Below are 24,827 nucleotides of genomic sequence, written 5' to 3' on the forward strand. Positions count from 1 at the left end.
AGCACGGGCATTTATTCCCTCGAAGAAAGGCTTTACCATGTCCAATATCAAAAAATTCGCAGTCACCGAAACCAGCACCTTGCACCTGAAGGACGCCAATGACGACCTGATGTACGCCGATGGCGCAGACGGCAATCCCGACAAGAACAAACCCATGTGCATCAAGCTGTACGGCCCCGGCTCCAAGCAGTACGCCAAGGTACAGGCCGCCAGCAACAACAAGCTGTTCACCCGCCTGAAGAAAAAAGGCAAGGAAGACCAGTCGGCGGAAGACCAGGCGCAAGAAGGTGCCGACAAGCTGGCAGCCCTCACGCATTCGTTCGAGAACATCAGCTACGATGACCTCGCTGGCGAAGCGCTGCACAAGGCCGTGTACCTGGACGAAACCATCGGCTTCATCACTGCACAGGTCAACGCCCATCTGAATGACTGGGCAAATTTTACGAAAACCTCGGCGAAGAACTAAGCCTGTTCGTGCGGCACAGCGCCTGGCTTGGCGCCGTGCCCGAGGCAAAGGAGGGCGCGCGGACCGACAGCGCCGAGCTGTCTCGCCGCGAACGGATCGAGCGGGACGGTGGCGAAATTGAAACGCCGCCGTTCGATCAAGGCGATTACCTGATTGGCTACCTCTACGAGGTGGGGCCTACCGTGGCGGCCGGCATGGGTGCTGGTCCGGTGACATTTACCGAGATTGCCGCATGGCATGCGGCCCGCGGCTTCGAACTGGAACCATGGGAGGCGCGCCTGCTACGGCGCTTGTCCATCGACTACCTGGCCGAGTCGCACCGCGCTACCAAGAGGGATTGCCCTCCACCGTGGGGTGGATCTGTCGCCATTCGCGTCAGCGCCGACCGCGCGTCAGCACGTGCCCTTGAGATGTTTCTTGCATAAGACCGTCCACGTGGCGGTCTTTTTTCGTCTGCCGCCCATGAGGTGGCTTTTTTATTGGATACGCGATGATCGTCGGTGATCTTGAAATTCGCCTGAGGGCAGATATCGCCCGGCTGCAGGCCGATATGACGCAGGCGCGCCGTACTGTCACGGAAACCCAGGACAGGATCAACTCGGCCGCCAATGCCATGAAGATGGCGCTGGCCGGCATCGGTATCGGCGCCGGCCTGGCCGAAATCATCAAGATGGCTGATGAATACGCCAAATTCACGGCGCAGCTGCGCCTGGCGTCGACGTCGGTCGCCGACTATGCCGCGTCCTATGAAGCTGTCAAACGCATTGCGAAGACCTCGCAGCAGGACATGGCCAGCACGGGGGTACTGTATGCGCGAATTGCCAACGGCACGCGTGAACTCGGCACCACGCAAAAGCAGGTGGCTGCCATCACCGAGACCGTCAACCTGGCGCTGCGCGTCAGCGGTGCCACGGCGACCGAGTCGGCATCGGCCCAGCTGCAGCTGTCGCAGGCATTCGCATCGGGCACGCTGCGTGGCGAGGAATTCAACGCTGTGAACGAGGCGGCGCCGCGCCTGATGAAGGCACTGGCCGACGGCATGGGCTTGCCAGTGGGCGCGCTCAAGGCCATGGCTGGCGAGGGACAGATCACTTCCAACATCATGGCCACGGTGCTGCCGAAGGCGCTGGAGTCGTTGCGCGAGGAAAGCAAGAATATCCAGACGATCTCTGGTGCCTTTACTGTTCTAAAAAATGAAATGCTGGAGTTTTTCGGCATGCAGGCGCAGGCAAACGGTACTGTGGCCATTATCACCGCATCCATTGGGTATCTGGCTGAGCATCTTGACGCTTTGGTAACGGTCCTCAAGACGGCCATGGCCTACCAGATCGGTACCTGGATGGCGAATTGGACGAAGACCACATATACCCAGGTTACGGCGTCAATGGCGTTGCGCGCCGCCACTATAGCCCAAGCCGAGGCGGACGTAATCCGCACAGCGACGGAAGTCGCGCAGGCGGAAGCGGCTATTGCAGGCCTTGCTGTGACTCATGAATCAACTTTGGTCAGTCTGCGAGCTGCAAATGCCACAAGGGCATCCGCACAAGCGGCCATCGCCGCAGCCACGGCGGCAGGTGCACAAAGCTATGCATTAATGGTGCTACGCACCTCCACGGCTGAACTCGCAGTGGCGGAAACCCTGCGGGCAGCGTACCTCGTCGAATCGGCGGCACTCGATAAGGCAAAGGTTGCGGCTCTGGCGCAACTCGCTGCCGCAACTGCCGCGCAGACCTTAGCCCAAAATAGCCTTAACGCCGCTACCGCCGGGGGTATAACCGCCGCTGGAATGGCCTCGAAAGCAATCGCCTTTCTAGGCGGTCCTATTGGCGCCATCATTCTCATCATTGGTGCCCTGACGCTGGCGTGGCAGCTGTTCGGAAAGAAGGCGAAAGAGGCGAATGCCGAGGCGGTGGAATCCTTGGAGGAGGCCACCATCCGCATCAATAAGCTGCTCGACAAGCAAATTGAGAAACACGAAGCGATCTTAGCCCTACGGGACAAAGGAGTTAAGAAGGAAGAAGCCGAGAAACATGCGGATGTATACGCGCAATTGGCAGCTTTAGAGCGCCGTCGTGCGGCGTATGAACAAGGGACAAGGGGGACGTCTGCGAGCGTGGCATTGGACCTGATGCGAGAAATTGATAAGGAAATCGCTGTAGTACAAGCGAAAATCGCAAAAGCGCGCGAGACTGGCGCGGCCGCCGAGAAATTGATGGGGCAAGAGGCCTATAACGAGTGGAAGAAGACCTACGCCACCCGCGAAGAGCAGCGCGCCGCCGAGATCGCCGACCTGAAATCGCGCAATTTGAATGCGGAACAGTACGCCGACATCCTGGGCCGCATTAATTTGAAGTACGCCGACAAGGGCGCGGCGGCGGGCCTGAAAAAAGAAGAGCAGGCCTATGTCACGCTGATCGCCAGCATCCGCGAAAAAATCGAGGCTGGGCGCCTGGAGAATGCCACCGACGTCGATGCGACCGAGAGCCAGAAGCTGCGCATCAAGCTGGAATCGGAGATCAAGGCAGGTAAGCTGAAACTGGCTGATGCACACCTCATTGCGGCCCGTGCAGCGCTGGACGAGCTGGATGCTGTCGAAAAGATCGCCAAGGCCCGGGCCACGGAAAAGGACGTGTCCGCGCGCATTCAGGAAAGCACGTTGGCACGCCAAGACTCCGCGGCGGCGCTGGCGGTGGAATATCTGATGATGGGCAAGTCCAGCGATGCACGTGAATTGGCCATGGTGGCAGTGCGCGAGCAGACAGCGTTGGAAAGATTCCTGCTTCAGGAAAAACTGGCCGGCAAGGCGGTCACCGAGGATCAGATCAAGCGCCTGACGGAAGAGGCTGCCGCGCGCGTGCGCGTCGAGCAAGCCACGCTGGCGCAGACCAAGGCGCTGGGCTATGCCGCCCAACTGGCAGACGAGAACCGTCGCTTCGTCGCTGAATCGCAATTCGACGAGAAATCGCGCGCTGCCGCGCTGCTGAAAATCGACGCCGCCATGTGGCAGGAGCGTATTGCCCTGGCCGGCGCCGGGACGGAAGCGCAGAAGCGCCTGCAGGAGGAATATTCGACCTGGTACAGCAACCAGCTGGCCAAGCCCGAGATCGAAGGCAACCGCAAGATGTGGGAATCGATCGATACGACGGCGCACGATACGTTCGTCTCTATTTTCGATTCGGGCAAGTCGACGTTCGACCGCCTGCGCGATACCCTGAAAAATGGCTTGCTGGACCTGCTGTACCAGATGACGATCAAGAAATGGATCCTGAATATTGGTGCGGCGGTATCCGGGGGAGGGGCGGCCGGCTTGGCCTCGGCCGATGGCCTGGGCCTGACTGGCGGCGCGGCGGGTGGTGGCCTGGGTGGCATCGCGAGCTTGGCCCAGAGCGCCAAAACGGCCTACACCATTGCCACGCAGGGATTCTCCGGTGTGGCTGCCGGCATCGGTGGCAGCATTGCCACTCTTGGTAATCTCTTCGGCTCCTCCGCCGTATCCGCTTTCGGCGCCGGTATGGGGATGACGGGAGCGCAGGCTGCCGCGGCTTCCGCAGCCTATGGCTCGGCAGGTATGGCCGGCACCGGAACGGCGCTGACTTCTGGCGCCCTCGCTGGAGCGGCAGTTACGGCTGCCGCCGGTATTGCTGCCGGCGTGCTGGGCGGAAAACTGATCTCTGGCCAGTACGGCAGCAACTCTACGGTGAATGTCGGTACCGGCATCGGCGCCGTCGCTGGGGCATTCATGGGCGGCCCTATCGGCGCGGCCATCGGCGGCGCCCTGGGCGGCGTGATCGGCGGTATCGGCAATCGTGTGTTCGGCATGGGTGAAAAGAAATACGGGGAGACTGGCATTACCGGCGCGCTGTCCGGTACCGGGTTCAGTGGCACCGAATATGCCAAATGGACGCAAAAGGGCGGCTGGCTGCGCAGCGACAAGAAGGATACCGACCGCAAAGCCGTCGACGCCACGACGTCCAATGCGTTTGTGGAAACATACGCCGCAATCCGCAATGTCTCGGCCACCTTGGCCAATACGCTGGGCATCGACACGTCCAGCCTGGCCACGCGTGCCCAGGCGCTCAACATCAATCTGACCGGCCTCACCACGGAAGCTGACAGGCTGGGCGCCGTGACCAAGTTCTTCGAAGGCGTCGGCAATGCCATCGCCGTCGAGCTGCTGCCGAATGTCGGCCAGTTCAAGCAGGGCAACGAGGAGTTGAGCGTTACCCTGCAGCGCGTTGCGGGAAATTACGCCGGCGTCGACGCGGCCCTGCAGCTGATCGGCCGCACGTCGCAGGATGCCTTCGGCGCGGTGGGCGTGGCCACCATTGGCGCACGCGAGAACCTGATCAAGCTGGCTGGCAGCCTGGACTCGCTCACCAGCGGGACCAGTTTCTTTGCCGAAAACTTCCTGACGGAAGCCGAGCAGATGGCGCCCGTGCTGTCGACCGTGGCCGATACGCTGGGCAAGTTGGGCATGTCTGGCGTCAAATCGGTGGAGCAGTACAAGGAGGTGGTGCTGGGACTTGACTTGGCCAGCACGGGCGGCCAAGAGATGTACATCAAGCTGCTGGCTCTGGCGCCGGCCTTCAAGGCGGCCGCCGACTACGGCAACCAGCTGGCCGCAGCGACCGGCAATTATGCCGCTGTGGTCAAGACTGCCAGCGAGATTGCCAGCGAGCGCATGGATCTGCAAAAGCAACTGAACGAACTGACGAAAAGCGAAACGGAACTGCTGGCCATCCAGCGTTCCAGCATCGCCGCCGTCAATCGTGCGCTGTTCGACCAGGTGCAGGCGGCTAAGGCTGTGGTGACGGCCAAGGACGTGCTGGCCAAGGCTTACGACAGAGAGGCAGCAGCGGCCCAGACGGCGCTGGATAAATCGAAGTCGTGGGTGGCCACGCTCAACGGCCTGAACGCCAGCATGGCCCTGGGCAGCCAGTCTACCCTGACGCCGGAGCAGAAATACGCCGAGGCGCGCGCCCAGTTCGAGAAGACCCTGGCGGCGGCGAATGCCGGCGACACCACGGCGCAGTCCGGTCTGTCTGCTGCAGAGCAGGCATTCCTGACGGCTTCCCAAGTGGTCAACGCCTCGGACGCTCGCTACGCGGCAGATTACGCCCGCGTGGTGGCGGCCAACAACGAGGCGTTGAAATGGGCCTCCGCCCAGGTCGACGTGCAGCAGGCCAGCCTGGACGCCCTCAAGGCCCAGGTGTCGGGCCTGATCACCATCAACGACAGCGTGCTGACGGTGGCGCAAGCCATCGTCAACCTGCGTGCGGCGATGGGCACGGCCGCGGGGCTGGGTGTGGAATTTACCAGTGCGCCAGCCGTCGATGCGCCAGTCGCCTTTTCTAACGCCCCGGCACCCGTAGTTTTTGACGCGATGCGGTATTCGGCTGGCTCGAATGTTGGCTCCGACGCATTGGTCGCTGAAATCCGCGCCTTGAACGCCAGGCTGGATGCCCAGACAGTCGAGATCAAGGGCTTGCGCGCCGATCAGGCCAAGCAAACCGGCGCCACCATTCAGGCCACCGTCGAATCGAACGCCAAAGCGGCTAAAACGGTCGTGGCAGGTGTCGACAAATCCGCCAAGGCATCCGCCTGGGCGAAACAAGTGGAGTATTCCGCATGACCGATGTGCAATATTTAGCGTGGCTGCAAAGCTCCTCGGCCACTCGCATGGTGCTGATCGAGGTACAGGTCAATGTGGCGGGCGTTGAAGTGACGCGTTTTATCTCATCCTGGCCGTACATTACCGGCCCGGCCGACCTCCCGCCCAACGTCGAGTACTTGCCGCTGGCTACCGGCGGGCTGGCATTCACCGAACAGGTTAGCCTGACAGGTGAAGCTGGCCTGTCGGGCGGCGATATTGAACTCGATAACGCCGATGGTGCGCTCGATGGCTGGCTCTCCGACGTATGGCGTAACCGACCCATCAAGGCCTGGGCCGGTGATCCAGAATGGCCGCGCAGCGACTTTCGCCTGATCTTTGACGGCATAGTTGCCGATATCGGCAGCTCCGCGCGCGAATCGATCAACCTGTCGTTGCGCGACAAGCTGCAGCGCCTGGACACGCCTATCGCCGAGGCGAAGCTGGGCGGCACCACGCCAAACAAGGACGCGACCTTGCCGATCCCGTTTGGCGAATGCCACAACGTGACGCCATTGCTGACTAACCCAGCCACGCTGGAATATGGATTCCTGGGTGCCGTGGAGTCGAGCTTCGAAGTGCGCACGAACGGCAAGCCGATTGCCGTGGCCTTGAATGACCAGGTGGGGCGCTTCAACCTGACCACCGACCCGTTTTCCACCACGATCACAGTCAGCGTGCAGGGCGACAACGGCGGCGGATATGCGCCGCGCATCGCCCCGCTGGTGCAGCGTATCGCCACCGCCTACGGCAAGGCATCGGATCGCTTCACTCTGGCCGACCTCGACCTGGTCAACTTGGCTGCCTTCGATGCTGCGCACCCGCAACTGGTGGGCCTGTACGTTGCGGACCGGACGAACCAGGCGCAGGCTATCCAGCAGCTGGCGGCAAGCGTGGGCGCCCAGGCGATCATGTCGCGCACCGGCCAGCTGCGCCTGGTGCAGATCGCGCTGCCGGCCGCCGGCATGCCAGTGGAGATTGGCCCGGAACACATGCGGCTCGATTCCCTGCGTCCGGTGCAGCGCCTGCCGGTGGTGGCTGCCGTCAAGATCGGCTTCGACAAGAACTGGACGGTGCAAACGAACCTGACCACCAGCATTCCACCGGCGCATGCCGACCTGTATGCGACGGAGTGGCTGACGGAAACGGCGGTCGATGAGGCGGTGCGTGCGCGCTACCGTCTGACGGACGACCCGCCGCAGATCGACACCTGCCTCAAGACCAACGAAGACGCACAAGCGGAAGCTGCGCGGCGCCTGGCCTTGAACAAGGTGCAGCGCACGATTTACGAATTTGATGGGGAGTCTGAAATGATGATGCTGGAACTGGGGCAGCCCGTGATGCTGCGCGATGATCGTTTCGGCTTGCAGGGAGGCGTGTCTGGTGTGGTGGTGTTGCTGTCACCCCAGTGGCTGACCGGGCGCGTGACGGTGGGAGTGCTGGTATGACTGCCATCGGCGGTGCCCGTGACAAGCTGCTGCAGGCTACGGCCGAGCGTTTCAGCACGACGGCTGACGGCAAGGCGATCCTGCTGGCTGGCAGCACGCCTGTGTTTCGTGTGAACAGCGCCGGTGCTGGCGCACCTGGATCGATTGCCATCACCGCCAAACCGGTGAACTTGGTGGGCGACATCGTATTTTCGGTATCCGCAGGCACGCAGATCACCGTCAACGGCAACGTGGCCACGGTCGATTTTGCCACCATGACCACTGATACCGCCCTGGTGCAGGCGCGCATCCGCGAATTCGGTGTCGACTATGTTGGCAACTACATGATCAGCAAGGTCTTCGACGGCGTCGCCGGCGAGACCGGCCTGGCCGGCTTGAACACGGGCCAGGCCTTCGCCTACAAGCGCGCGGCTGTGGCGCCAGTTGATTCGCCAGGTGATGTGATCTATACCTTTGCCACGGCCAGTATCACGACGCCGGCCGGCAACGATCTGGCCAACGGCTGGTCGAAAAATATCCCGGCCGGCACGGCGCCGCTGTTTGTGCGCGTGGCTGCCGCCAGTTCGCGCAATGCCACGGACAATATTGCCGCCAATGAGTGGGCAGGAGCGGTGCAGCTGGCCAAAGATGGCGCTGCCGGTGCCAATGGCAGCAACGGCGCAAACGGGGTGGATGGGTTGAATGTGGCGCCCGTGCGCATCTACCAGCGCGGCGCCACGAATATTGCGCCGGCGCTGCCGAGCGCGGCATGCACGTTCACCTTTGCCACGGGCGCGCTGACGGGCCTGAATAATGGCTGGTCGACGCAGGTGCCGACGGCCGGCGGTGCCTACCTGTTCACATCGGGCGCCACGGCCGCTTCGCGCACCGCGACCGACGACATCGCGCCAGGCGAATGGGCCGCCGCTGCGCGCCTGGCTGCCGACGGCGCAGCTGGCCAGCGCGGCACCGTTACCGTGACAGCGCCAGGCTATTCCGCCTGGTCGGATGCTTCGGCCGAGTATGAGCTGGGCCACGCCGGCTACGGCGCGCCGATCAACCGCGACACCGTCACGCTGTACGACGCGACGCATGCAGTGACGAAGTATTTCGAGAACGGCGCCTGGCTGGTGCTGGGCACGGTGCTGAACGGCAATTTGCTGGTGAACGGCTCGATAGCTTCCGCAGCACTGGCGGCAGATACCCTTTCGGCGATTCGAGCAGACCTGGGCCAAGTGACGGCTGGTGACTTGTACGGGACTACGCTGCATGGCGGCTCTGGCTACCCCACAAACGTGGCTGACTGGCCCACAAATGGCGGCACTGGCTTCCACCTGAGCGCCGCCGGACTGCTTCTGGGAAACGCTAGGACGGCAGGAGGATACGCTGCTATCTTTGCCGACGGCACGGTAGCCATGCCAGGATTTAAAGTGAACGGCCTGGTGGCTACTTTTTCTGGCGTGCTATCTGCCGTTACCGGTTCCTTCCAGCTTATCCGCAGCCCTGGACGTATCGCTACAGGAACTGGTGCCGGGTATGACCTCACAAGTTCAGGTTTCTCATTTTTCAATTCTGCCAATACGTTGAAGCTGAAAATGGGTGAACCATGACGACGGCGCTGCAGCTTTTCAACGATGACGGCACCAAGAACTGGGATTCCCGGACCGTTGCCGGCGGCATCATTGCTGACGTCCGTCAATATGCCAGCACCGAGACTGCAGAGTTGACCTATCCCATTTTTGCTGGTCGCTCGGTCGAGATCGTGCCGTTGTTACTGTGGGTCGAAGCGGGCACGATGGGCGTCGTGGCAGATACTGCACTGGGCTATCCACGCATCAGGGTATCCGTTGCCAGCACGACCAGGCGGTTTGCCGTGGAGGTGTATTAATGTCTACCTTTGTTCAAATCGTCAATGACAGCGATGAGCTGGTGATCTCTGATCGCGGCATCACCTACGGCTACATCGGGCGCGCGCAGCTGTCCGGGGTGGCGCAGGCCGGGGGCGGCACTATCACGAAAACGCCAGGGCAGAGCGTCTATACCATCGATTGGGCTGGCGACATTGTCGTCGCCCTGCCGGTCAAGGCCAACGGCACCACGGCGCTGCGCAATATCAGCAAATCCGGCAATACCTGGACCATCAACGTGCATAAGGGAAATGGTGCTTTCGATGCCAATGGCTTCGATATCCAGGAGGCGACCGAGGTGTATGTGTTCGGCGCGCCGGTGCTGGTGCCCGGTTTCACCGCAGCCCTGTATAGCGACGACACCAGTGTTTGTGCCGATCTTACCCGTCAGCCGCTGACATACCGTGCGCGCATCAGTATTGCGGCGGGATCATTGTCCTGGGGCATGCCTGCTGGCGTAACGATCCCGGCCATCGTTGGAACACCGATGGACTACAACGTGACGTCCGTACGGGACGGCGCTTTTTACATCATCAGGAACCAAGGACGCGGCTGGCAGCTTGTGGCCGGCACTGTACAACGCAATATTTTCCAGAACCGCTGGCGGCGCGAAGACGGCGGCGCGAGCGCGGTCGACACCATCCGACAAATCTCCGCCATTCTCATCGATGCAAGCGGCCTTGCCTGAAAGCAACCATGCCCATTCTCAAATCCATTACCTTGCCCAACCATGCTGTTGGTGAATTCCACGTGGCCCGGCGCCTGGAGGTCGATTTTGTCAAATCGATTGCCATGTTATCGGTCTTAAGCTATCCGAACGAGGCAGCATATCTAGCCGGCGCTGGGCCGATTTATACCACTCCTGTCCTGGTGCCGGCGACGGCATGTGCCGCCCCGTTGTTGGCCTCGGCAGAGGTTTGGCTTACAGGTGCTACGGATAGCATCTTTGCGGGCGGCGTGATCACGACGGACCAGGCTCAAGGCCTGGAGGCGATGAAATTGCGCCAATGGGACCAGATCAAGGTGGCGCGCGACGCAGCACTCGCTGGCGGCATTGCGTTCGACGGCAGTATTTTTGACAGCGATCCGGTTTCGATCTCGCGCATCACCGGCGCTGCCATGCTGGCCATGATGGCGGTCTCTGCCGCCACACCGTACAAGGTGACATGGGTATTGGCCGATAACACGTCACGCGATCTGGATGCCGCCGAAACGATGGCCCTGGGCGCGGCGGCCGGCGCGCACGTGCAAGCCGTCATCGATCAGGGGCAGGCGTTGCGCCGAGATCTGGATGCCGCCACCACGATAGGGCAGGTAGCAGCTGTGACATGGCCGGTACCAGTTTTGCAGGAGTTTTGATGACCAATCTGCGCATCATCTACGACAACGCCGGCGACCGCGCCGTGTTGACCGCCGCGAGCCAAACCGGAGAGCTGGGCCCGGCCAACCTGCAGGTTGACCGCAAATCGGCCGTGTTGCGAGCCGCCGGTGTCACCCAGACCATTATGGCCACATGGCCCATTCAGGAGGCGATTGCCTGTGTGGCGCTGATCAATACGAACATGACCAGCAGCGCGCGCGTGCGCGTGCGCGGCTATGCACGGATCGGTGACGCTGTGCCTGTGCTCGATACTGGCGAGGTATTTCCCTGCCCGCCGGTTCCGCTGGGGCATTTCACGTGGGGCGCGCAGCCACTGGGCTGGAATGCTTACAAATGGGGCTGTGCAAATACCTGGGCGCGCGGCGGCGGCTCCGACGGCGTGGTCTGGTTCCCTGTGGCACGGGTCGCGCAGCTGGCCATCGATATATCTTCGCCATACAGCGACGGCGGCTACTTGGAAATATCACGTCTGGTGGCCGGCAATTACTGGTCCCCGGAATATAACGCTGAATACGGTGCTCAGCTGCAACTGCAGGACACCGGCGAGAATTACCGCACGTCCGCCGGTGACCTGCACGCCGCCCAAGGCGTGGCAAGCGACAAGATCAGCGTCAACCTTGCACACCTAACGCCAGCAGACCGAGCACAGCTGATGCGCATCCTGCGCCAGAACGGCACTCGGCGGAGCCTGTTGTTCAGCCTGTTCCCTGAGCATACCGACGTCTTGCTCGAGCAGGACCACATGGTTTATGGCCGCGTCAGCAATCTTGACGCTGTGGTCACCCCGTATTTCGACACCTATGCAGCACCACTACAAATCGAGGGTATTTAAATGGCAGATTTTTTTAAGGACGGGCAGATCGACTATATCCAACGCCTCAACCAGATGTACACGGCGTTTGCTGCCGGGCCGTATAACGCGCTTCCGCTAACGGGAGGTACGCTGAGTGGGGCACTGTACGGCACACTCGTTTCCGCGAACTCGTTACAGACGCGGGCCCTGGTCGGGGCCGGGTTGCAAACCGGTGGCGGAGGGCAGTGGTATAAAGTAGGGCGATTGATCGGCGTGACGCCCTCCGCAGGCCGCATGGTGGTTGGCGGGGTAAATGGGTACGGCGCCGGAGGGGCAACCGCTGCCAGTGCGGGCGCCACCGTAATTCATTTTCGCGGTGAAAATGATAACGTAATTCGCGGTTTTTTTTACAGCACGACGGCAGGTAACAGTGCAGTATCCGCCGTGATCATAGACAGCCTGAAAGACGTATATTTGCTTCTTGGGGCATTTTTTAATGGTGATGTGCAAGTATATGGTCAGTTTGGATTCACGCCCGACTTCCAGCCGTACGGGGTTGTGGCGCCGGCAGGGCAGGCGATGTTGGCCCAGCAGATCACCGCATTTGGCAGCGTCAAATCATTAACCATTACACCAACAACGATCAGCACGCCATGCGAATTTACGGCGGCGCGGCTTCTCCCTGCTGCCGATAATGCGCATGACATCGGTTCGGCGGCGACGGCATACCGCACCATCTATGCCCGGACCGGCACCATCAACACCTCCGACGCACGCCTGAAATGTGATTTCCGTGACCTGACTGCGGCCGAGATTGCCGCCGCGAAGGATATTGCCAGTGCCATTGGCGCTTACCGATGGCGTGATGCGGTTGACTGTAAGGGTGCCGCCGCGCGGGAGCACGTCGGTCCGACCGTACAGGCCGCCATCGAAATCATGCAGGCCCACGGCCTGGATCCTTTCAACTATGGTTTTATCTGCCACGACATCTGGGAGCAGCAAACCATCGAGCATCCGGCCATCGAGGCCCAACCGGCCATTCCCGCCACCGAGGCGGTGCCGGAGGTGCGCAATTCATTCGGTGACGTCATCACGCCAGGAGTGCTGGCCAGCGCGGGCTTTCCAGCCGTCGAAGCGCGCACGGCTTACACGGAGGTCACGCAGGAGGCTGGCGACCGCTACGCGTTCCGGTATGACGAACTGGCCATGTTTATTGCCGCCGGCCAGGAGGCGCGGCTGGCTTTACTCGAAGCAGCTTAAAAAATCAATGCTCCACCACAAACCCGCTTCGGCGGGTTTTTTCATTTCCACCACTTGAAAGGCATTACATGGCCATCGAAACGACCGCCGCCGGCGGCGCACTGATCAAAATTTTTGGCATCCCGGTTCTGGCCGGCGCTGCCGCAACCTCACTAGGATTCATGTTTATGTGGCCAAAAACTGCCAAGGAAGCGGGCGTGCGCTTCTTCGTCACCATTCTGTTTTCCGCCCTGATGGGGCCGGCCCTGGTCGTGGTCGTGCGCAACTGGATGCCAGGCCTGTTCGACAGCGCGCGCGCCGTCGCCGTGCTGTACGGTAGCGACCCGGCGCTGGGCTTCCTGTTCATCGCCGCGCCGCTGATGGTGGCCGCCGGCTTGCCTGCTTGGTGGGTACTGGGCGCCACGGTGCGCTGGTTCGACAAGCGCAAGGACAAGGACATTGGCGAGATGGCGCGCGATGCGGCCGCCGTCGTCAAGGACGTGCGGGGTGGCATGTGAGCGCCGTCACGCTGGCCCAGCTGCTGGCGATCATGCCGCTGGCTCGCACGCGCGCGGTAGCCTTCTTGGCGCCGCTGAATGCGGCCATGGTGGAATTCGGGATCACGACGCCGGCACGCCAGGCTTCCTTCCTGTCCCAGGTGGGGCACGAGTCCGGCCAGCTGCGCTATGTGCGCGAGCTGGCCAGCGGCCAGGCCTACGAGGGGCGCGTCGACCTGGGCAACACCCAGCGCGGCGACGGCGTGCGCTTCCGTGGGCGAGGCTTTTTGCAGGTGACTGGCCGCGCTAACTACGCTGCCTGTGGCAAGGCGCTGGGGCTGGATCTGCTGGCTCAGCCTGAGCTGCTGGAGCAGACCGTCAACGCCTGCCGTTCGGCCGGTTGGTTTTGGCAGACGCGCGGCCTGAATGCCCTGGCTGACGCTGGCGACCAGGAACGGGTGACGCGCCGCATCAACGGTGGCGTGAACGGCCTAGCCGAGCGCTTGGCCTTGTATCGGGAAGCGCGCAAGGTGCTGGTGTGATCGCGCTGGCCAAGCTGGCGAGCATGGTGCCTGGCTGGCTGTACGGCGCCGTGCTGGTATGCGTGGTGTCCGGCGCCAGCATGCTGCATCAGCGTGCGCAGGGCAACGCCCAGGGGAGGGCGGCCGTGCAGGCGCTGTGGGATGCCGACAAGCAGATCTGTGCGGCGGCGGAAATTAAAGCGGTGGCGCAGCGCGCTGCCAAGAATCTGGTGCAAGCCAGGCAGCAGGCCGCCGCTGCGCTGGCCATCAAGAAAGTCTACGATGATGAAATCAACGATGTCCGCGCTCGCCTTGCTGCTGAGCGCATGCGCAAGCCCGCCTTCTGTGCAAGTGCTGGACCTGCCGCCCCGGCCGGTGCCAGTGGCCCCGAAGGAGGCGCTGCAGCCGATCCCGCCGGCGGGCTACTTCCTGACGCAGTGGCGCGAAATATTCAAGCCTTGATCCTGCAAACGGAGGAAGTTGCCGCGACGGGCCGCGCATGCCAGTCATTCGTGCGTGAAAATGGCATGGCGCCATAGAAGGGATGGCTGATTGTCGCTGCGCTACACGCTCGGCCATAGTTTACTTTACAGCGTTCGATGTTTGGATATACTGTATGCATATACAGTATATTGAGGTGCCACCGTGCTTGTAATAGCAGCAAAATTATATTCCGATCAAGGCGTGCCCTTACCTCGGCATAGGGAAATTACCTTGCGTTGCACGGGCGTAGGTGTATTTACGATGATCGAGAGATTCGAAAAAGACTTTCAGCGCACAGTGCGTGTAGCGCACTTGAGTCCAATTGGCGGCGGGAAAAACCTCATCCTTCCCCAATTGTATGACGCTGCCATTGTGTGGGTGGGGGATGGGCGGTTGCGGGTCCGTGGATTTGAAATCAACCCCATGACCAAGGCTCATGTGGCGATGGCTTGGGGCGCGGAGATTGTGGCAGATCAGCGTCCTGGGCGAGTACTGGTGCCACTTGACGGAGAAACAGAGGTTTCAGTGCTCACCTCTCAAGCGGACCTGGAAAAAGCGGCCGCCGCCCGAACTGGCCCTGCGCAGTGGAAGCGCTGAAATTTGATCGCGTTGAAAAGATCAGGATAGAAAATTTTATGCTTCGGCTTGGAGTGGCAGTGCCAATACGTTATCTGGGCGGCCAAACTCACAAGCTACCAAGAACAGTGCCCATTGCTCTAGAGCCCTGCGGCGTTCAGGTATTTCTTCTCGCACGTCGTAGATGCCTTCCATCCCCTTGAGTGCGTGGTTAAGTGCAATTTCCGAAATCTCTCTCGAGATACCCATGTTTCGCATATGCCCTTTGGCGGTACTGCGCGTGTCATGAGGGGTAAAGCGTTGAATTTCTATATCCCCACGTTCGAACGCTCGTGTGATCGCCGCCCAGAGGGTTGTCCGGCCGACGTGCTGCCCAGCGCGGCTGGGGCGCCTCGATGGCAACACCCATTCGGAGCCATCAGATAAATCACGAAGGCTGCCAAACCAGTTCAATACTGTTGGCGTGAGCGGAACAAGGAAGCCTGTACGTGTCTTTACAGATTCGTCCGGCACGAACCAGGTTGCACGGTCGAAATCGATATCCGCCCATTTTGCCTTGACGAGTTCGACAGATCGAACGCAGGTCGCCAACATGATGCGGAATGCCAAAGCGTTTTCTGTTCCGATGTCCGCGATTGATGATAATAGTTTCCGTAAATCTTGCTCGGATAGCATCACACGCTTCCTTGGTGCTGGCCGCTTGCCCATCAGCGCGGCGAGTTTGATCGCGGCACATGGATTGCTATGTATCAACTGTTTTCCAATGGCATGATCAAATATTTGTGTCGTCGAGGTCAATATCCTCTTCTGTACAGCCCACGTTTTCTCGGATTTTTCCAGCATGTGGACCACGTGAGCGGGCGTAACATCAGTGACGTTTAAAGTCCCGAGAGTAGGCCCTATATCGTTGGTAAAGTCACTTTTTCGGTAATATATAGTGCCTTCGGCGAAATCGGGCGGCACAAGTCGCTTGACCGTGTAATCTTTGATTAAGGCGTTAACAGTCCAGGCCATCTTCGACTTCATCCGCGCCTCCTTCTTTTGCGCGGCCGGGTCTTGGCCTCCATCAATGGCGCCACGCTTCTCGCGAGCGATCTTCCTGGCAGCAGCCAGCGAGATGTCGGGGTAGTTCCCGATAGTCAGCTCACGGGCCTTGGCGTCGCGCATGTACCGTAAAACCCAGCTTGCGGTACCGGCGCGTGATAGAGTAAATGTTAGCCCGCCGCCGTCGGACTTGGCGATCGGCTCCCCCTTGGCAATCCATCGCTTGATCTGCAAGTCTTCCAGCTGGTTGGTTCCGCGCTTCGCCATTTTTCTCCCGTATCCTGTGGGCTATCCTATCGGTTTTGTAGCTAGCTACAAATCTAGCTACAAATATCACAGGCGCCATTGTGCGTTAACATGAGACACAAGGAAACATTTTTTTGCGTCGCATAGGGGTGAGATGGTCAGGGCTGGCATGCAAGGCTACAACTTGATACCCGAATGAAACTGGCAGGTGGCGAGTTTCATGGGAAAAATCCTTGCTTGAATGGGTATCGATAGGCGCGAATCTTACCGCATGCGTGTCGATGACGTCTTGCGCCGCTTGCCGGGTAGGAGCTTTATTTGCTGGCAGGGAAAAAGAGTACAAATAAAGTATTTATACTTAACCAATCGTGACGCATGAATATTATGTTTTTGTGTATCATTGATCAACCCCTATGTTTGATTTGGCATAAGTGGCTGGCGTGGCAGGATGCGTCTCGCTGATTAACGCGACAAAGGTGTAAAGTTTCTCGCTAAAACGCGATAAAAACTACTAAAATGGCACCGTGTAACAACTGTGTCACACAGCTTTGTTACGGCCAAGTTGGCAACCAGACAGGAAGCAGTTGTAATTAGTTGTAATTGCTATTCCGATTACATGACCACTGTGCCGGGGACGGAGTGTCAATTCCGTCCCTGGCGCCGCCAGACTTGTTATATAAATTGCAGTACTATATCTATGAGACTGTTTTGCGACATCAATAGATGGTACTATTTTGAAATGTTGCAGTTTTAATAGTGAGACTTGCGCGTAGCATTTGCAAAGGAAGAAAATGCGAACTGCATTTGAAGCGTGGGCGCAGCGTGACGGCCACATTGTGCGGCGAAGAGAAGACAAACCGGATGAGTACCTGATTTTCGAGACCCAGCGCCGCTGGGTTATCTGGCAGGCTGCTCTGACGCATGGCAAGACGGCTGCCAAGCCGCGCGTGAGCGCTGCCGAAAAGGCGGCGAAAGCCCAGCGCGCGCTGGAAATGTCTTCCGATGAAGCGACCGTGCGCAACAAGGTGCTCAATGAAGTGCTCGACGCCTTCAGCGGCGCCGATGGCGCGGCCGGCATGGAAGGCATACTGAAAGTGATCCAGGGCCTGAAGCAGAAGCAGAAGGCGCTGGCCGACGACAAGAGCGAAGATTCAACGGCTTGAGGGGACGGCGATGCGTTATCGGCACTACAAGGGCGGCATTTACGAACTGGTGTGCGAAGCCACGCTGGAAGCGGATCTGACGCCGATGATCGTCTATCGCGCCGCCGACGGTTCCATCTGGACCCGGCCGAAGGACGTGTTCTTTCAACTGATCGAAGTCGAAGGCGTCATGGTCCAGCGTTTCGCTCCCATCAACTGATGGCCGCCTGCGTGCGTGCCCGGGATACTCTTCATGCGTAAATTGCTGCCTGCCGTTCTGGTGCTGGGCTTTGCCTGCGCCGCGGCGCACGCCGAAACCATCGGCTCGGTCGACACGGTGTTCAAACTGATCGGTCCTGACCACAAGATCGTCGTCGAAGCGTATGACGACCCGCGCGTCGCCGGCGTCAGCTGTTATCTGTCGCGCGCCAAGACGGGCGGCATCAAGGGCGCCGTCGGCCTGGCCGAAGACAAGGCCGATGCGGCCGTGGCGTGCCGCCAGGTGGGGCCGCTGCAATTCAAGGGCAAGCTGCCACGCCAGGAAGAAGTGTTTACCGAGCGAGCCTCGATCTTCTTCAAGCATGTGCGCGTCGTGCGCATGGTCGACAGCAAGCGCAATGCGCTGGTCTACCTCGTGTATTCCGACCGCCTGATCGACGGCAGTCCGAAAAACAGCGTCACCGCCGTTGCCGTGCCTGGCGACCAGCCGATTCCCGTCCGTTAAGCGAGCTTCCCATGCGCGTGCCATCGTCTGCCGCCCTTGCCGCCAGGACGCTGCTGCTGCTGTTTGGCCTGGGCGGCTGCGCCACCCTGACTGGCAACACCGAGCAGATGGTGCTGGTGCAAACCATCCAGGACAACCGCGAACTGACGGGCGCCGGCTGCATCCTCAGCAACGACGTGGGCAAGTGGTTCGTCACCACGCCCGGGCGCATCACCATCCGCAAGAGCCAGGAACCGTTGAAGGTCGACTGCCGCAAGCACGGTTCGCCCGCCATAGCGACGGACGACCATATCGACCCCAAGCTCAATGGCAGCGTCTGGGGCAATGTCATCCTGACCCTGGGCGTCGGCTATTTCGTCGACCGCAACACGGGCGCCGGCTTTGACTACCCATCCATTTTGACCATCGTCATGCAGGACCCCGCGCGCCTGGCGCCGCCGCCCGCGCCCGTCGCCGCGAAGCCGCAGCCGGCCGCCGTGCCGGAAACGGTGGTGCAGCCGAAGGTGGCGCCGTCGCCCTTGCCCAATCCCGTCGTCTACTGATTCAACTGCACATGAAAAAGCCGCCAGGGTCAGTGACCGTGGCGACTGTCTTCTTGCGTAACGACGCCTGACAAAACCGTAGCGAGCGGGAGCTAGTGGTGGCCGAGAAGCGCAGCTGTACTTTATGTACAGCGAGCATCGCCGGCCGCCAATGGCCCCGCGCAGTAGGTTTGGTCTGGCGTTCTCTTACACGCGGTTGATCAGGAACGTCGTCAGCAGTGGGACTGGACGGCCGGTCGCGCCTTTTGCGCCGCCCGATTTCCATGCCGTGCCGGCGATGTCCAGATGCGCCCAGGTGTACTTCTTGGTGAAGTTTTCCAGGAAGGCCGCTGCCGTCACCGAACCGCCGCCTGGCGTGCCGATGTTGGCCAGGTCGGCGAAGTTGGACTTCAGCTGCTCGTTGTACGCCTCTTCGATCGGCATGCGCCATGCCGTGTCGCTCGACTGTTTGCCCGCTGCCAGCAATTCATTGGCCAGCTGGTCATGCGCCGCATCGCTGCGCGTAAACAGGCCGCTGTTGTGGTGGCCCAGGGCCACGACGCAAGCGCCCGTCAGGGTGGCGATATCGACCACGGCTGCCGGCTTGAAGCGTTCGGCGTAGGTCAGCGCGTCGCACAGCACCAGACGGCCTTCGGCGTCCGTGTTCAGCACTTCGATGGTCAGGCCGTTCATGGAAGTGACGATGTCGCCCGGCTTGGTGGCACGGCCCGACGGCATGTTTTCGCACGCGGCGATGATGCCGATGACGTTCAGCTTCAGGTTCATTTCGCCGATGGCGCGGAAGGTGCCCAGGACGGAGGCGGCGCCGCACATGTCGTACTTCATTTCATCCATGCCAGGACCGGCCTTGATCGAAATGCCGCCCGTGTCGAAGGTGATACCTTTGCCGACCAGGACGACTGGCGCATCCTTGGCCTTGCCGCCCATGTGTTTCAGGACGATGAACTTCGGCGGCTGCTCGCTGCCGTTGGTGACGGACAGGAAGCTGCCCATTTTCAGCGCTTCGAGCTGTTTGCGGTCCAGCACTTCGACTTCGAACTTGTAATCCTTGGCCAGCTGCTTGGCCGTGTTGGCCAGGTAGGTCGGATTGGCGATGTTTGCCGGCAGGTCGCCCAGGTTGCGCGTCAGGTCGGAACCGTTGGCGATGGCGATGGCTTGCGCCAGCGCGCCGCGCGTGGCGGCCGTTGCAGGAGCAGCCAGGACGATCTTGCGCACGCCTGCTGGCGCCGGATCTTTTTTGCTTTTTTGCGAGTCGCAGCGGTATTGGCTGTCATGTGCGGCTTGCACCACGCAACGGATTGCCCAATTTACGTCGCGCTCTTTCACTTCAGCCAGCGGTAATGCGATAATGGCGTCCGCAGCGCCCAGCGAGCCGAAGGCCTTCAGTGCGGCTTGTACGCCGGTCGTGAAGCTTTTTTCGCTGACAGTGTCATCGCTGCCCATGCCTACCAGCAGAACACGTTCGGCGGCGACGCCGTCGACTGCGCGCAGCAGCAAGGTGCTGCCAGGCTTGCCGCTGATGTCGCCGGACTTCAGCGCAGCCGAAATCGCACCCTTGCTGTCCAGCGATTTTGCCGCTGGCGACAGTTTTTTGTTTTCGAATACCGCAACCGCGATGCATCCGCTTTTGGCCGTGCCGAGGGTGCTCTTGGTATCGAATGCTTTTATGCTAAAGTCCATTTGGTTCTCCGTTTTCATTTACTAGTAACGTGTTACTCAACTAACTGATCCGAATTATAAACTCCGAATGATCTTTCAACGCGCCCTTCGACGTGAATTGGCTAGTGCCGCCGGGGCCACCTTCACAGTTTTGTTCAGCATCCTGCTCACCTGGATGCTGATCGGTATTCTCGGCAAGGCGGCGGGCGGCAAGATTGCGTCGTCCGACGTCATGTCGCTGATGGTCTTTTCCGCCCTGATGCAGCTGCCCACCATCATCATCCTCACCGGATTCATTTCGGTGCTGATGGTCGTCACCCGCAGCTACAAGGAGTCGGAGATGGTGGTGTGGTTTGCCTCCGGCCTGAGCCTGTCGCGCTGGATCTGGCCCGTGCTCAGCTTCGGCCTGCCGCTGGTGCTGGCCACCGGCATCCTGAGCCTGTACGCCACGCCGTGGGCGCAAAAGAAAAGCGATGAATATGTGGCGCGCTTTGAAAAGCGCGAAGACCTGCAGAAAGTCACGCCGGGCCAGTTCCGCGAATCGGCCGGCAGCAACCGCATCTTCTTCGTCGAGGGCGTCAGCGGCGAGAAGACGGTGGTGCAAAACGTCTTCGTCAATACCGTCGATGAAAAAGGCAGCGCCGTCGTCGTCGTCGCCAAGGAAGGCGTGATCAATACCGACGCCAAGGGTGAACGCTTCCTGGTGCTCAAGAGCGGCCGCCGCTACCAGGGCGTGCCGACGCAGGCGGACTTCCAGACCATGGAGTTCGAACAGTACATCATGCGCATCGAGAGCAAGCAGCAGGAACTGGGCGCGGAACTGGGCGTGCGCGCCATGAGCACCATGGCGCTCATCGCCGATCCGAATCCGTATACCATGGCCGAATTGCTGTGGCGGGTCAGCGCGCCCCTGATCGGCCTGATGCTGATCCTGCTGGCCATTCCGCTGGGCTTTGTCAATCCGCGTGCCGGCAGTTCGACCAACCTGATCATCGCCCTGCTGATTTTCTTTACGTACAGCAACCTGATCAAGGTCATCGAAGCGAGCGTGAAACAGGGCCGCCTGACCTTTGGCCTGGCCTGGTGGCCGCTGCACCTGCTGGCGGCGCTGGCCGTGGTGGCGCTGTTTGCGTGGCGCCTGAATGTGAACCACCGCTATCATCCGCTGGTCCTGCTGGCGGCTTTCAAGCGCGCGCGCCGCGCCGGCAATACAAGTAAAGCGGCATCGAAATGAAGATTTTACAGCGCTATTTTGCGGTCTCGATATTCCAGGCGGTGCTGTTCGTGCTGCTGGCCTTCCTGGCACTGCAAGCCTTCATCGACCTGACGGGCGAGCTGCCCAAGGTGGGCCGCAACGGCTACACCATCCAGTATGCCTTCCTGTACGTGCTGGTGCTGGTGCCGGGGCACGTGTACGAGGTGATGCCGATCGCGGCGCTGATCGGCACGATCTATACGATGGCGCAGTTTGCCGCCAGTTCCGAATTTACCATCATGCGCGCATCGAGCATGTCGACGGCGATGGCGGCCGGTTTCCTGTTCCGCATCGGTATCGTCTTCGTCGTCATCACCTTCATCTTCGGCGAGTTGATCACGCCGCGCACGGAACCGCTGGCCGAACGCCTCAAGCTGACCTCGCGCGGCGCGGCCGTGTCGAGCGAGTTTCGCTCGGGCCTGTGGACCAAGGACATGGTCAAGAGCGATGGCCTGACGGGCACCGTCACCGGTTCGCGCTTTTTCAATGTCGGCGAAGCGCGTCCGGACGGCCAGCTGAAAAACGTCAAGCTGTATGAATTCGACACCGATATGCGTTTGCGCACCCTGACCGTGGCCAAGGGCGCGACGTATCGGGGCAATAATATCTGGCGCCTGACCGATGTGACGGAAACCTCGTTCTCGAACAGCGCGGCCACGTCGCCCGGCTTCGAGCCGAAGCTGTCGAACTACTATGGACAGGAAACGAGCCTGGTGCATACTGTGCAAAGCGCCAGCAAGGACATGACGTCGGAAGTGACGCCGAAGATCCTGACGGTGTCGGCTTCCGATCCCGAGCGCATGTCGGCCAGCGAACTGGCCGTGTACACGCGCCACCTGGCCGAGAACAAGCAGGAAACCGAGCGTTTCCGCATCGCCTTCTGGAAAAAGCTGATCGATCCGCTGGCCATTTTCGTGTTGATGGCGCTGGCGCTGCCGTTCGCCTACATGCATACGCGCAGCGGCGGCATCAGCCTGAAGATCTTCATCGGCATCATGATCGGCGTGAGCTTCATGCTGGTCAACACCCTGTTCTCGCATCTGGGGCTGCTCAGCACCTGGCCGGCCTTCCTGACGGCGGTGGCGCCGAGCGCGCTGTATCTGCTGCTGGCGCTGGGCGCCCTGTGGTGGGTGGAGCGGCACTGATGGAGACGAACGCGGAACAGGCGCTGATCCTGTTTGCCCATGGCGCGCGCGCCGCATCGTGGGCCGCGCCCTTCGAGCGCCTGCGCGACCTGACCCAGGCGCGCATGCCCGGCACCGGCGTGCACCTGGCTTTCCTTGAACTGATGACGCCACGCCTGCCCGAGCTGGTGCAAAGCCTGCTGGCCAAGCTGCCGGCCGGCGCCATCCTGGACGTCACCGTGGTGCCCGTGTTCCTGGGGCAGGGCGGGCATGTGCTGCGCGACTTGCCGCTATTGCTGGAAGAATTGCGCCAGCGGCATCCGGCACTGCGCCTGAAGGTGGTCGAGGCGGTCGGCGAGAACGCCAGCGTGCTCGCCGCCATCGCCGATTACTGCGTGGCGGCGCCAGGCTCCAGCACTCTCCCTTGAGCGGCATCGACATCGTCTACCTGTGGGTTGACGGCACCGATCCCGCCTGGCGCGCGCGCTGGCAGCACGCGTATGCCGCCTGGGCGCAGGCGCATCCCGGCCAGCTGGCCTTGCACGGCAACGTGGCGGGGCGCTACCGCGACAACGGCGAGCTGCGTTACAACCTGCGCGCGCTCGAGCGCTTCTTCCCCGGCCACGGCCATGTCTACCTGCTGACGGACCGGCAAGTGCCCCACTGGCTGCGCGCCTCACCGCGCCTGACGGTGATCGATCATGCGAGCCTGATGCCCGGCGCCGCCTTGCCCGTGTTCGATTCCGGCCATATCGAATCGTATCTGCACCATATCCCGGGCCTGTCCGAGCGCTTCCTGTATCTGAACGACGACGTATTTTTTGGCGCGCCGTTCGAGCCCGCATTCTGGTTTGGGGAGGAAGGGGACGGGCGTTTGAGCGTTTTCACGGAGAGTGCGCTGCACGAAGACATGCAGTGCTTGCGCGCCGACGTGGCGGCGCCTGTCAATTGCGCCACCTTATCGCGGCAATGGCTGTCGGCGCAGTATGCAGCTTACCAGCATGAACCGCGCCTGTATGCGCACGCGCCGCGGCCCATGCTGAAAAGCGCGCTGCATGCACTGGAAGGGCTGGCGCCGGCCATGTTTGCCGGCGTGCGCGCGACGGTGTTTCGCTCGTGGCAGGTGCCGGCGTTGCTGCCAGACCTGGTGCCGCGCTGGATGGTGCATCAGGGGATTGCGCGGTCGCGCATGCTCGACCCGCTGCATATCGCCAGCGGCGATGTGGCGGCGCCGCAGCAGCTTGAAGAGCTGGCGGCGCGTTTTGGCAGCTTGCCGTTTTTCTGTATCAACGATACCTGCGACGAGGCCGAGGATGACGACCCGCGCCTGCTGCGCGTGGCCGCGACCTTGCAGCGGCTGCTGCCGCTGCCATCTTCATTTGAAGGCGCTTAAGCCGATTTCTTCTTTGGTGCCAGGCTGATGCGGGCGGCGGCAGAACTGTCGGACAGCGAAGCGAGGAACAGCAGCAGATAGGCGCCCAGTTCGAAGACTTCCTCGCCCAGCAGCGCGTAGGCGTCCGGCATGCCATGGAAGACCTTCTTGTCGAAGGGCCAGCCGGCGACCATCAGCAAGCCGCCGATGGCCGTCAGGATGGTGATGCGCATGCTGAAAATCAGGCCGGCATGGGCAAACACCTTGCGGGCACGCGGGGCGAAAAAGATCAGGATGCGTATCAGGATCAGCAATTCCAGCACGCGCAGGGCTTTTTCCAGCTGGGCCCAGACGGGCGCAGTGCCGAACTGGTCGATATCGAGTTCGCGCAGCAGGAAGCCGAACAGCAGGGCGCACAAGCCTGCATGCATGAGGAAGCGCAGCGACTGGCGGTCAGTCTCTTGCCAGGCGCGCACGCCGTGCACGGTGCAAGCCAGGGCCAGGAACAGCGCTTGCAGCCATTCCAACAAATGGTTTTCGTCGTCGATATTCGGGAACACCGTCCACAGGGCGATAGAGGCGAGCATGCTTAACAGCACAGCGCTGGCGACGCCGACATTGCTGCGGCTGAGCGAAGTCAGGGCTTCGCGCATGGAGGTGAAATTCATGTGTGGTCGTAAGGCTAAAGTTGCGCGGCGCGGTATTGCAGCCTGCGGGCGCAGCTTTTTTCGGGGAGGTTGCCAGTGGTTCCGTCAGCCGGGAGACCGCATGGCAAGCGC

The 24,827-nt window shown here is 61.0% G+C and carries 25 protein-coding genes; 22 read left to right on the plus strand and 3 right to left on the minus strand.

The annotated features are described in order from the left end of the window. Positions 1-37 precede the first annotated feature (37 nt). The 14 genes from LSO07_RS08730 (at position 38) to LSO07_RS08795 (ending at position 14,961) form a co-directional block, all read left to right on the plus strand. Positions 38-466 (plus strand): hypothetical protein, encoded by a 429-nt coding sequence (locus LSO07_RS08730; RefSeq protein WP_151093382.1) that lies wholly within the window; start codon positions 38-40, stop codon positions 464-466. 35 nt (positions 467-501) lie between these two features. Continuing rightward, entirely contained in the window at positions 502-891 is a 390-nt protein-coding gene (locus tag LSO07_RS08735; RefSeq protein ID WP_151093384.1) for a hypothetical protein, read from the plus strand. 65 nt (positions 892-956) lie between these two features. Beyond that, positions 957-6,098: a tape measure protein gene (locus tag LSO07_RS08740; protein ID WP_151093386.1), complete on the plus strand. Its 5,142-nt coding sequence runs from the start codon at positions 957-959 to the stop codon at positions 6,096-6,098. Then, complete coding sequence (locus LSO07_RS08745; protein ID WP_151093388.1) at positions 6,095-7,564, plus strand: hypothetical protein; 1,470 nt, start codon at positions 6,095-6,097, stop codon at positions 7,562-7,564. The genes LSO07_RS08740 and LSO07_RS08745 overlap by 4 nt, the downstream gene beginning before the upstream one ends. Beyond that, the gene (locus tag LSO07_RS08750; RefSeq protein ID WP_151093390.1) at positions 7,561-9,153 is read left to right on the plus strand and encodes a hypothetical protein; all 1,593 of its coding nucleotides are present in this window, start codon (positions 7,561-7,563) and stop codon (positions 9,151-9,153) included. Before LSO07_RS08745 ends, LSO07_RS08750 begins: the two co-directional genes overlap by 4 nt. Next, positions 9,150-9,431, plus strand: coding sequence for a hypothetical protein (locus tag LSO07_RS08755; RefSeq protein ID WP_151093392.1), 282 nt, complete (start codon positions 9,150-9,152; stop codon positions 9,429-9,431). The genes LSO07_RS08750 and LSO07_RS08755 overlap by 4 nt, the downstream gene beginning before the upstream one ends. Further along, positions 9,431-10,138, plus strand: coding sequence for a hypothetical protein (locus tag LSO07_RS08760; protein WP_151093394.1), 708 nt, complete (start codon positions 9,431-9,433; stop codon positions 10,136-10,138). The genes LSO07_RS08755 and LSO07_RS08760 overlap by 1 nt, the downstream gene beginning before the upstream one ends. Before the next feature lie 8 nt (positions 10,139-10,146). Beyond that, on the plus strand, positions 10,147-10,809 hold the full coding sequence (locus LSO07_RS08765) for a DUF4376 domain-containing protein (protein WP_151093396.1): 663 nt from the start codon (positions 10,147-10,149) through the stop codon (positions 10,807-10,809). Beyond that, a complete protein-coding gene (locus LSO07_RS08770; RefSeq protein WP_151093398.1) occupies positions 10,809-11,663 on the plus strand; it encodes a hypothetical protein in 855 nt (284 codons plus the stop codon). Before LSO07_RS08765 ends, LSO07_RS08770 begins: the two co-directional genes overlap by 1 nt. Beyond that, positions 11,664-12,884, plus strand: coding sequence for a tail fiber domain-containing protein (locus LSO07_RS08775; RefSeq protein WP_151093400.1), 1,221 nt, complete (start codon positions 11,664-11,666; stop codon positions 12,882-12,884). 167 nt (positions 12,885-13,051) lie between these two features. Next, entirely contained in the window at positions 13,052-13,381 is a 330-nt protein-coding gene (locus tag LSO07_RS08780; protein WP_225317224.1) for a hypothetical protein, read from the plus strand. An 86-nt stretch (positions 13,382-13,467) separates the two neighbouring features. After that, positions 13,468-13,902 (plus strand): glycoside hydrolase family 19 protein, encoded by a 435-nt coding sequence (locus tag LSO07_RS08785; RefSeq protein WP_225317225.1) that lies wholly within the window; start codon positions 13,468-13,470, stop codon positions 13,900-13,902. Continuing rightward, entirely contained in the window at positions 13,899-14,420 is a 522-nt protein-coding gene (locus LSO07_RS08790) for a hypothetical protein (RefSeq protein WP_151093405.1), read from the plus strand. Before LSO07_RS08785 ends, LSO07_RS08790 begins: the two co-directional genes overlap by 4 nt. 205 nt (positions 14,421-14,625) lie before the next feature. Then, on the plus strand, positions 14,626-14,961 hold the full coding sequence (locus LSO07_RS08795) for a hypothetical protein (protein ID WP_151093407.1): 336 nt from the start codon (positions 14,626-14,628) through the stop codon (positions 14,959-14,961). A gap of 36 nt (positions 14,962-14,997) precedes the next feature. Here LSO07_RS08795 and LSO07_RS08800 read toward each other — a convergent pair whose 3' ends face one another. After that, positions 14,998-16,251, minus strand: a complete 1,254-nt coding sequence (locus LSO07_RS08800) for a tyrosine-type recombinase/integrase (RefSeq protein WP_151093409.1) — start codon at positions 16,249-16,251, stop codon at positions 14,998-15,000. Between the two features lie 770 nt (positions 16,252-17,021). On the opposite strand from LSO07_RS08800, the gene LSO07_RS08805 reads away from it, so the two are divergent. From LSO07_RS08805 to LSO07_RS08820, 4 genes are read left to right on the plus strand one after another with little or no spacing between them, the layout of a single operon-like run. After that, positions 17,022-17,393 (plus strand): hypothetical protein, encoded by a 372-nt coding sequence (locus LSO07_RS08805; protein ID WP_034751548.1) that lies wholly within the window; start codon positions 17,022-17,024, stop codon positions 17,391-17,393. 10 nt (positions 17,394-17,403) lie between these two features. Continuing rightward, entirely contained in the window at positions 17,404-17,592 is a 189-nt protein-coding gene (locus LSO07_RS08810) for a DUF1653 domain-containing protein (protein WP_034782199.1), read from the plus strand. 33 nt (positions 17,593-17,625) lie between these two features. Continuing rightward, the gene (locus tag LSO07_RS08815) at positions 17,626-18,096 is read left to right on the plus strand and encodes a CreA family protein (protein WP_151093411.1); all 471 of its coding nucleotides are present in this window, start codon (positions 17,626-17,628) and stop codon (positions 18,094-18,096) included. Between the two features lie 11 nt (positions 18,097-18,107). Beyond that, complete coding sequence (locus LSO07_RS08820; RefSeq protein ID WP_225317226.1) at positions 18,108-18,638, plus strand: hypothetical protein; 531 nt, start codon at positions 18,108-18,110, stop codon at positions 18,636-18,638. Positions 18,639-18,824: 186 nt separating this feature from the next. Here LSO07_RS08820 and LSO07_RS08825 read toward each other — a convergent pair whose 3' ends face one another. Then, complete coding sequence (locus LSO07_RS08825; RefSeq protein WP_034782204.1) at positions 18,825-20,318, minus strand: leucyl aminopeptidase; 1,494 nt, start codon at positions 20,316-20,318, stop codon at positions 18,825-18,827. Between the two features lie 67 nt (positions 20,319-20,385). On the opposite strand from LSO07_RS08825, the gene lptF reads away from it, so the two are divergent. The 4 genes from lptF to LSO07_RS08845 are packed head-to-tail and all read left to right on the plus strand — an operon-like array spanning position 20,386 to position 24,069. After that, positions 20,386-21,531, plus strand: coding sequence for an LPS export ABC transporter permease LptF (gene lptF / locus LSO07_RS08830; RefSeq protein WP_034782206.1), 1,146 nt, complete (start codon positions 20,386-20,388; stop codon positions 21,529-21,531). Then, entirely contained in the window at positions 21,528-22,697 is a 1,170-nt protein-coding gene (gene lptG / locus LSO07_RS08835) for an LPS export ABC transporter permease LptG (protein ID WP_034782207.1), read from the plus strand. Before lptF ends, lptG begins: the two co-directional genes overlap by 4 nt. Continuing rightward, complete coding sequence (locus LSO07_RS08840; RefSeq protein ID WP_034782209.1) at positions 22,697-23,104, plus strand: sirohydrochlorin chelatase; 408 nt, start codon at positions 22,697-22,699, stop codon at positions 23,102-23,104. Before lptG ends, LSO07_RS08840 begins: the two co-directional genes overlap by 1 nt. Next, positions 23,101-24,069, plus strand: a complete 969-nt coding sequence (locus LSO07_RS08845; RefSeq protein WP_151093413.1) for a Stealth CR1 domain-containing protein — start codon at positions 23,101-23,103, stop codon at positions 24,067-24,069. Before LSO07_RS08840 ends, LSO07_RS08845 begins: the two co-directional genes overlap by 4 nt. On the opposite strand, the gene LSO07_RS08850 is transcribed toward LSO07_RS08845, so the two are convergent. Then, complete coding sequence (locus LSO07_RS08850; RefSeq protein ID WP_139144061.1) at positions 24,066-24,716, minus strand: hypothetical protein; 651 nt, start codon at positions 24,714-24,716, stop codon at positions 24,066-24,068. The two genes, LSO07_RS08845 and LSO07_RS08850, sit on opposite strands and share 4 nt — an antisense overlap. Positions 24,717-24,827: the final 111 nt, after the last annotated feature.

This window comes from Janthinobacterium sp. PLB04 (assembly GCF_021165895.1).
Lineage (GTDB): Bacteria > Pseudomonadota > Gammaproteobacteria > Burkholderiales > Burkholderiaceae_D > Janthinobacterium > Janthinobacterium lividum.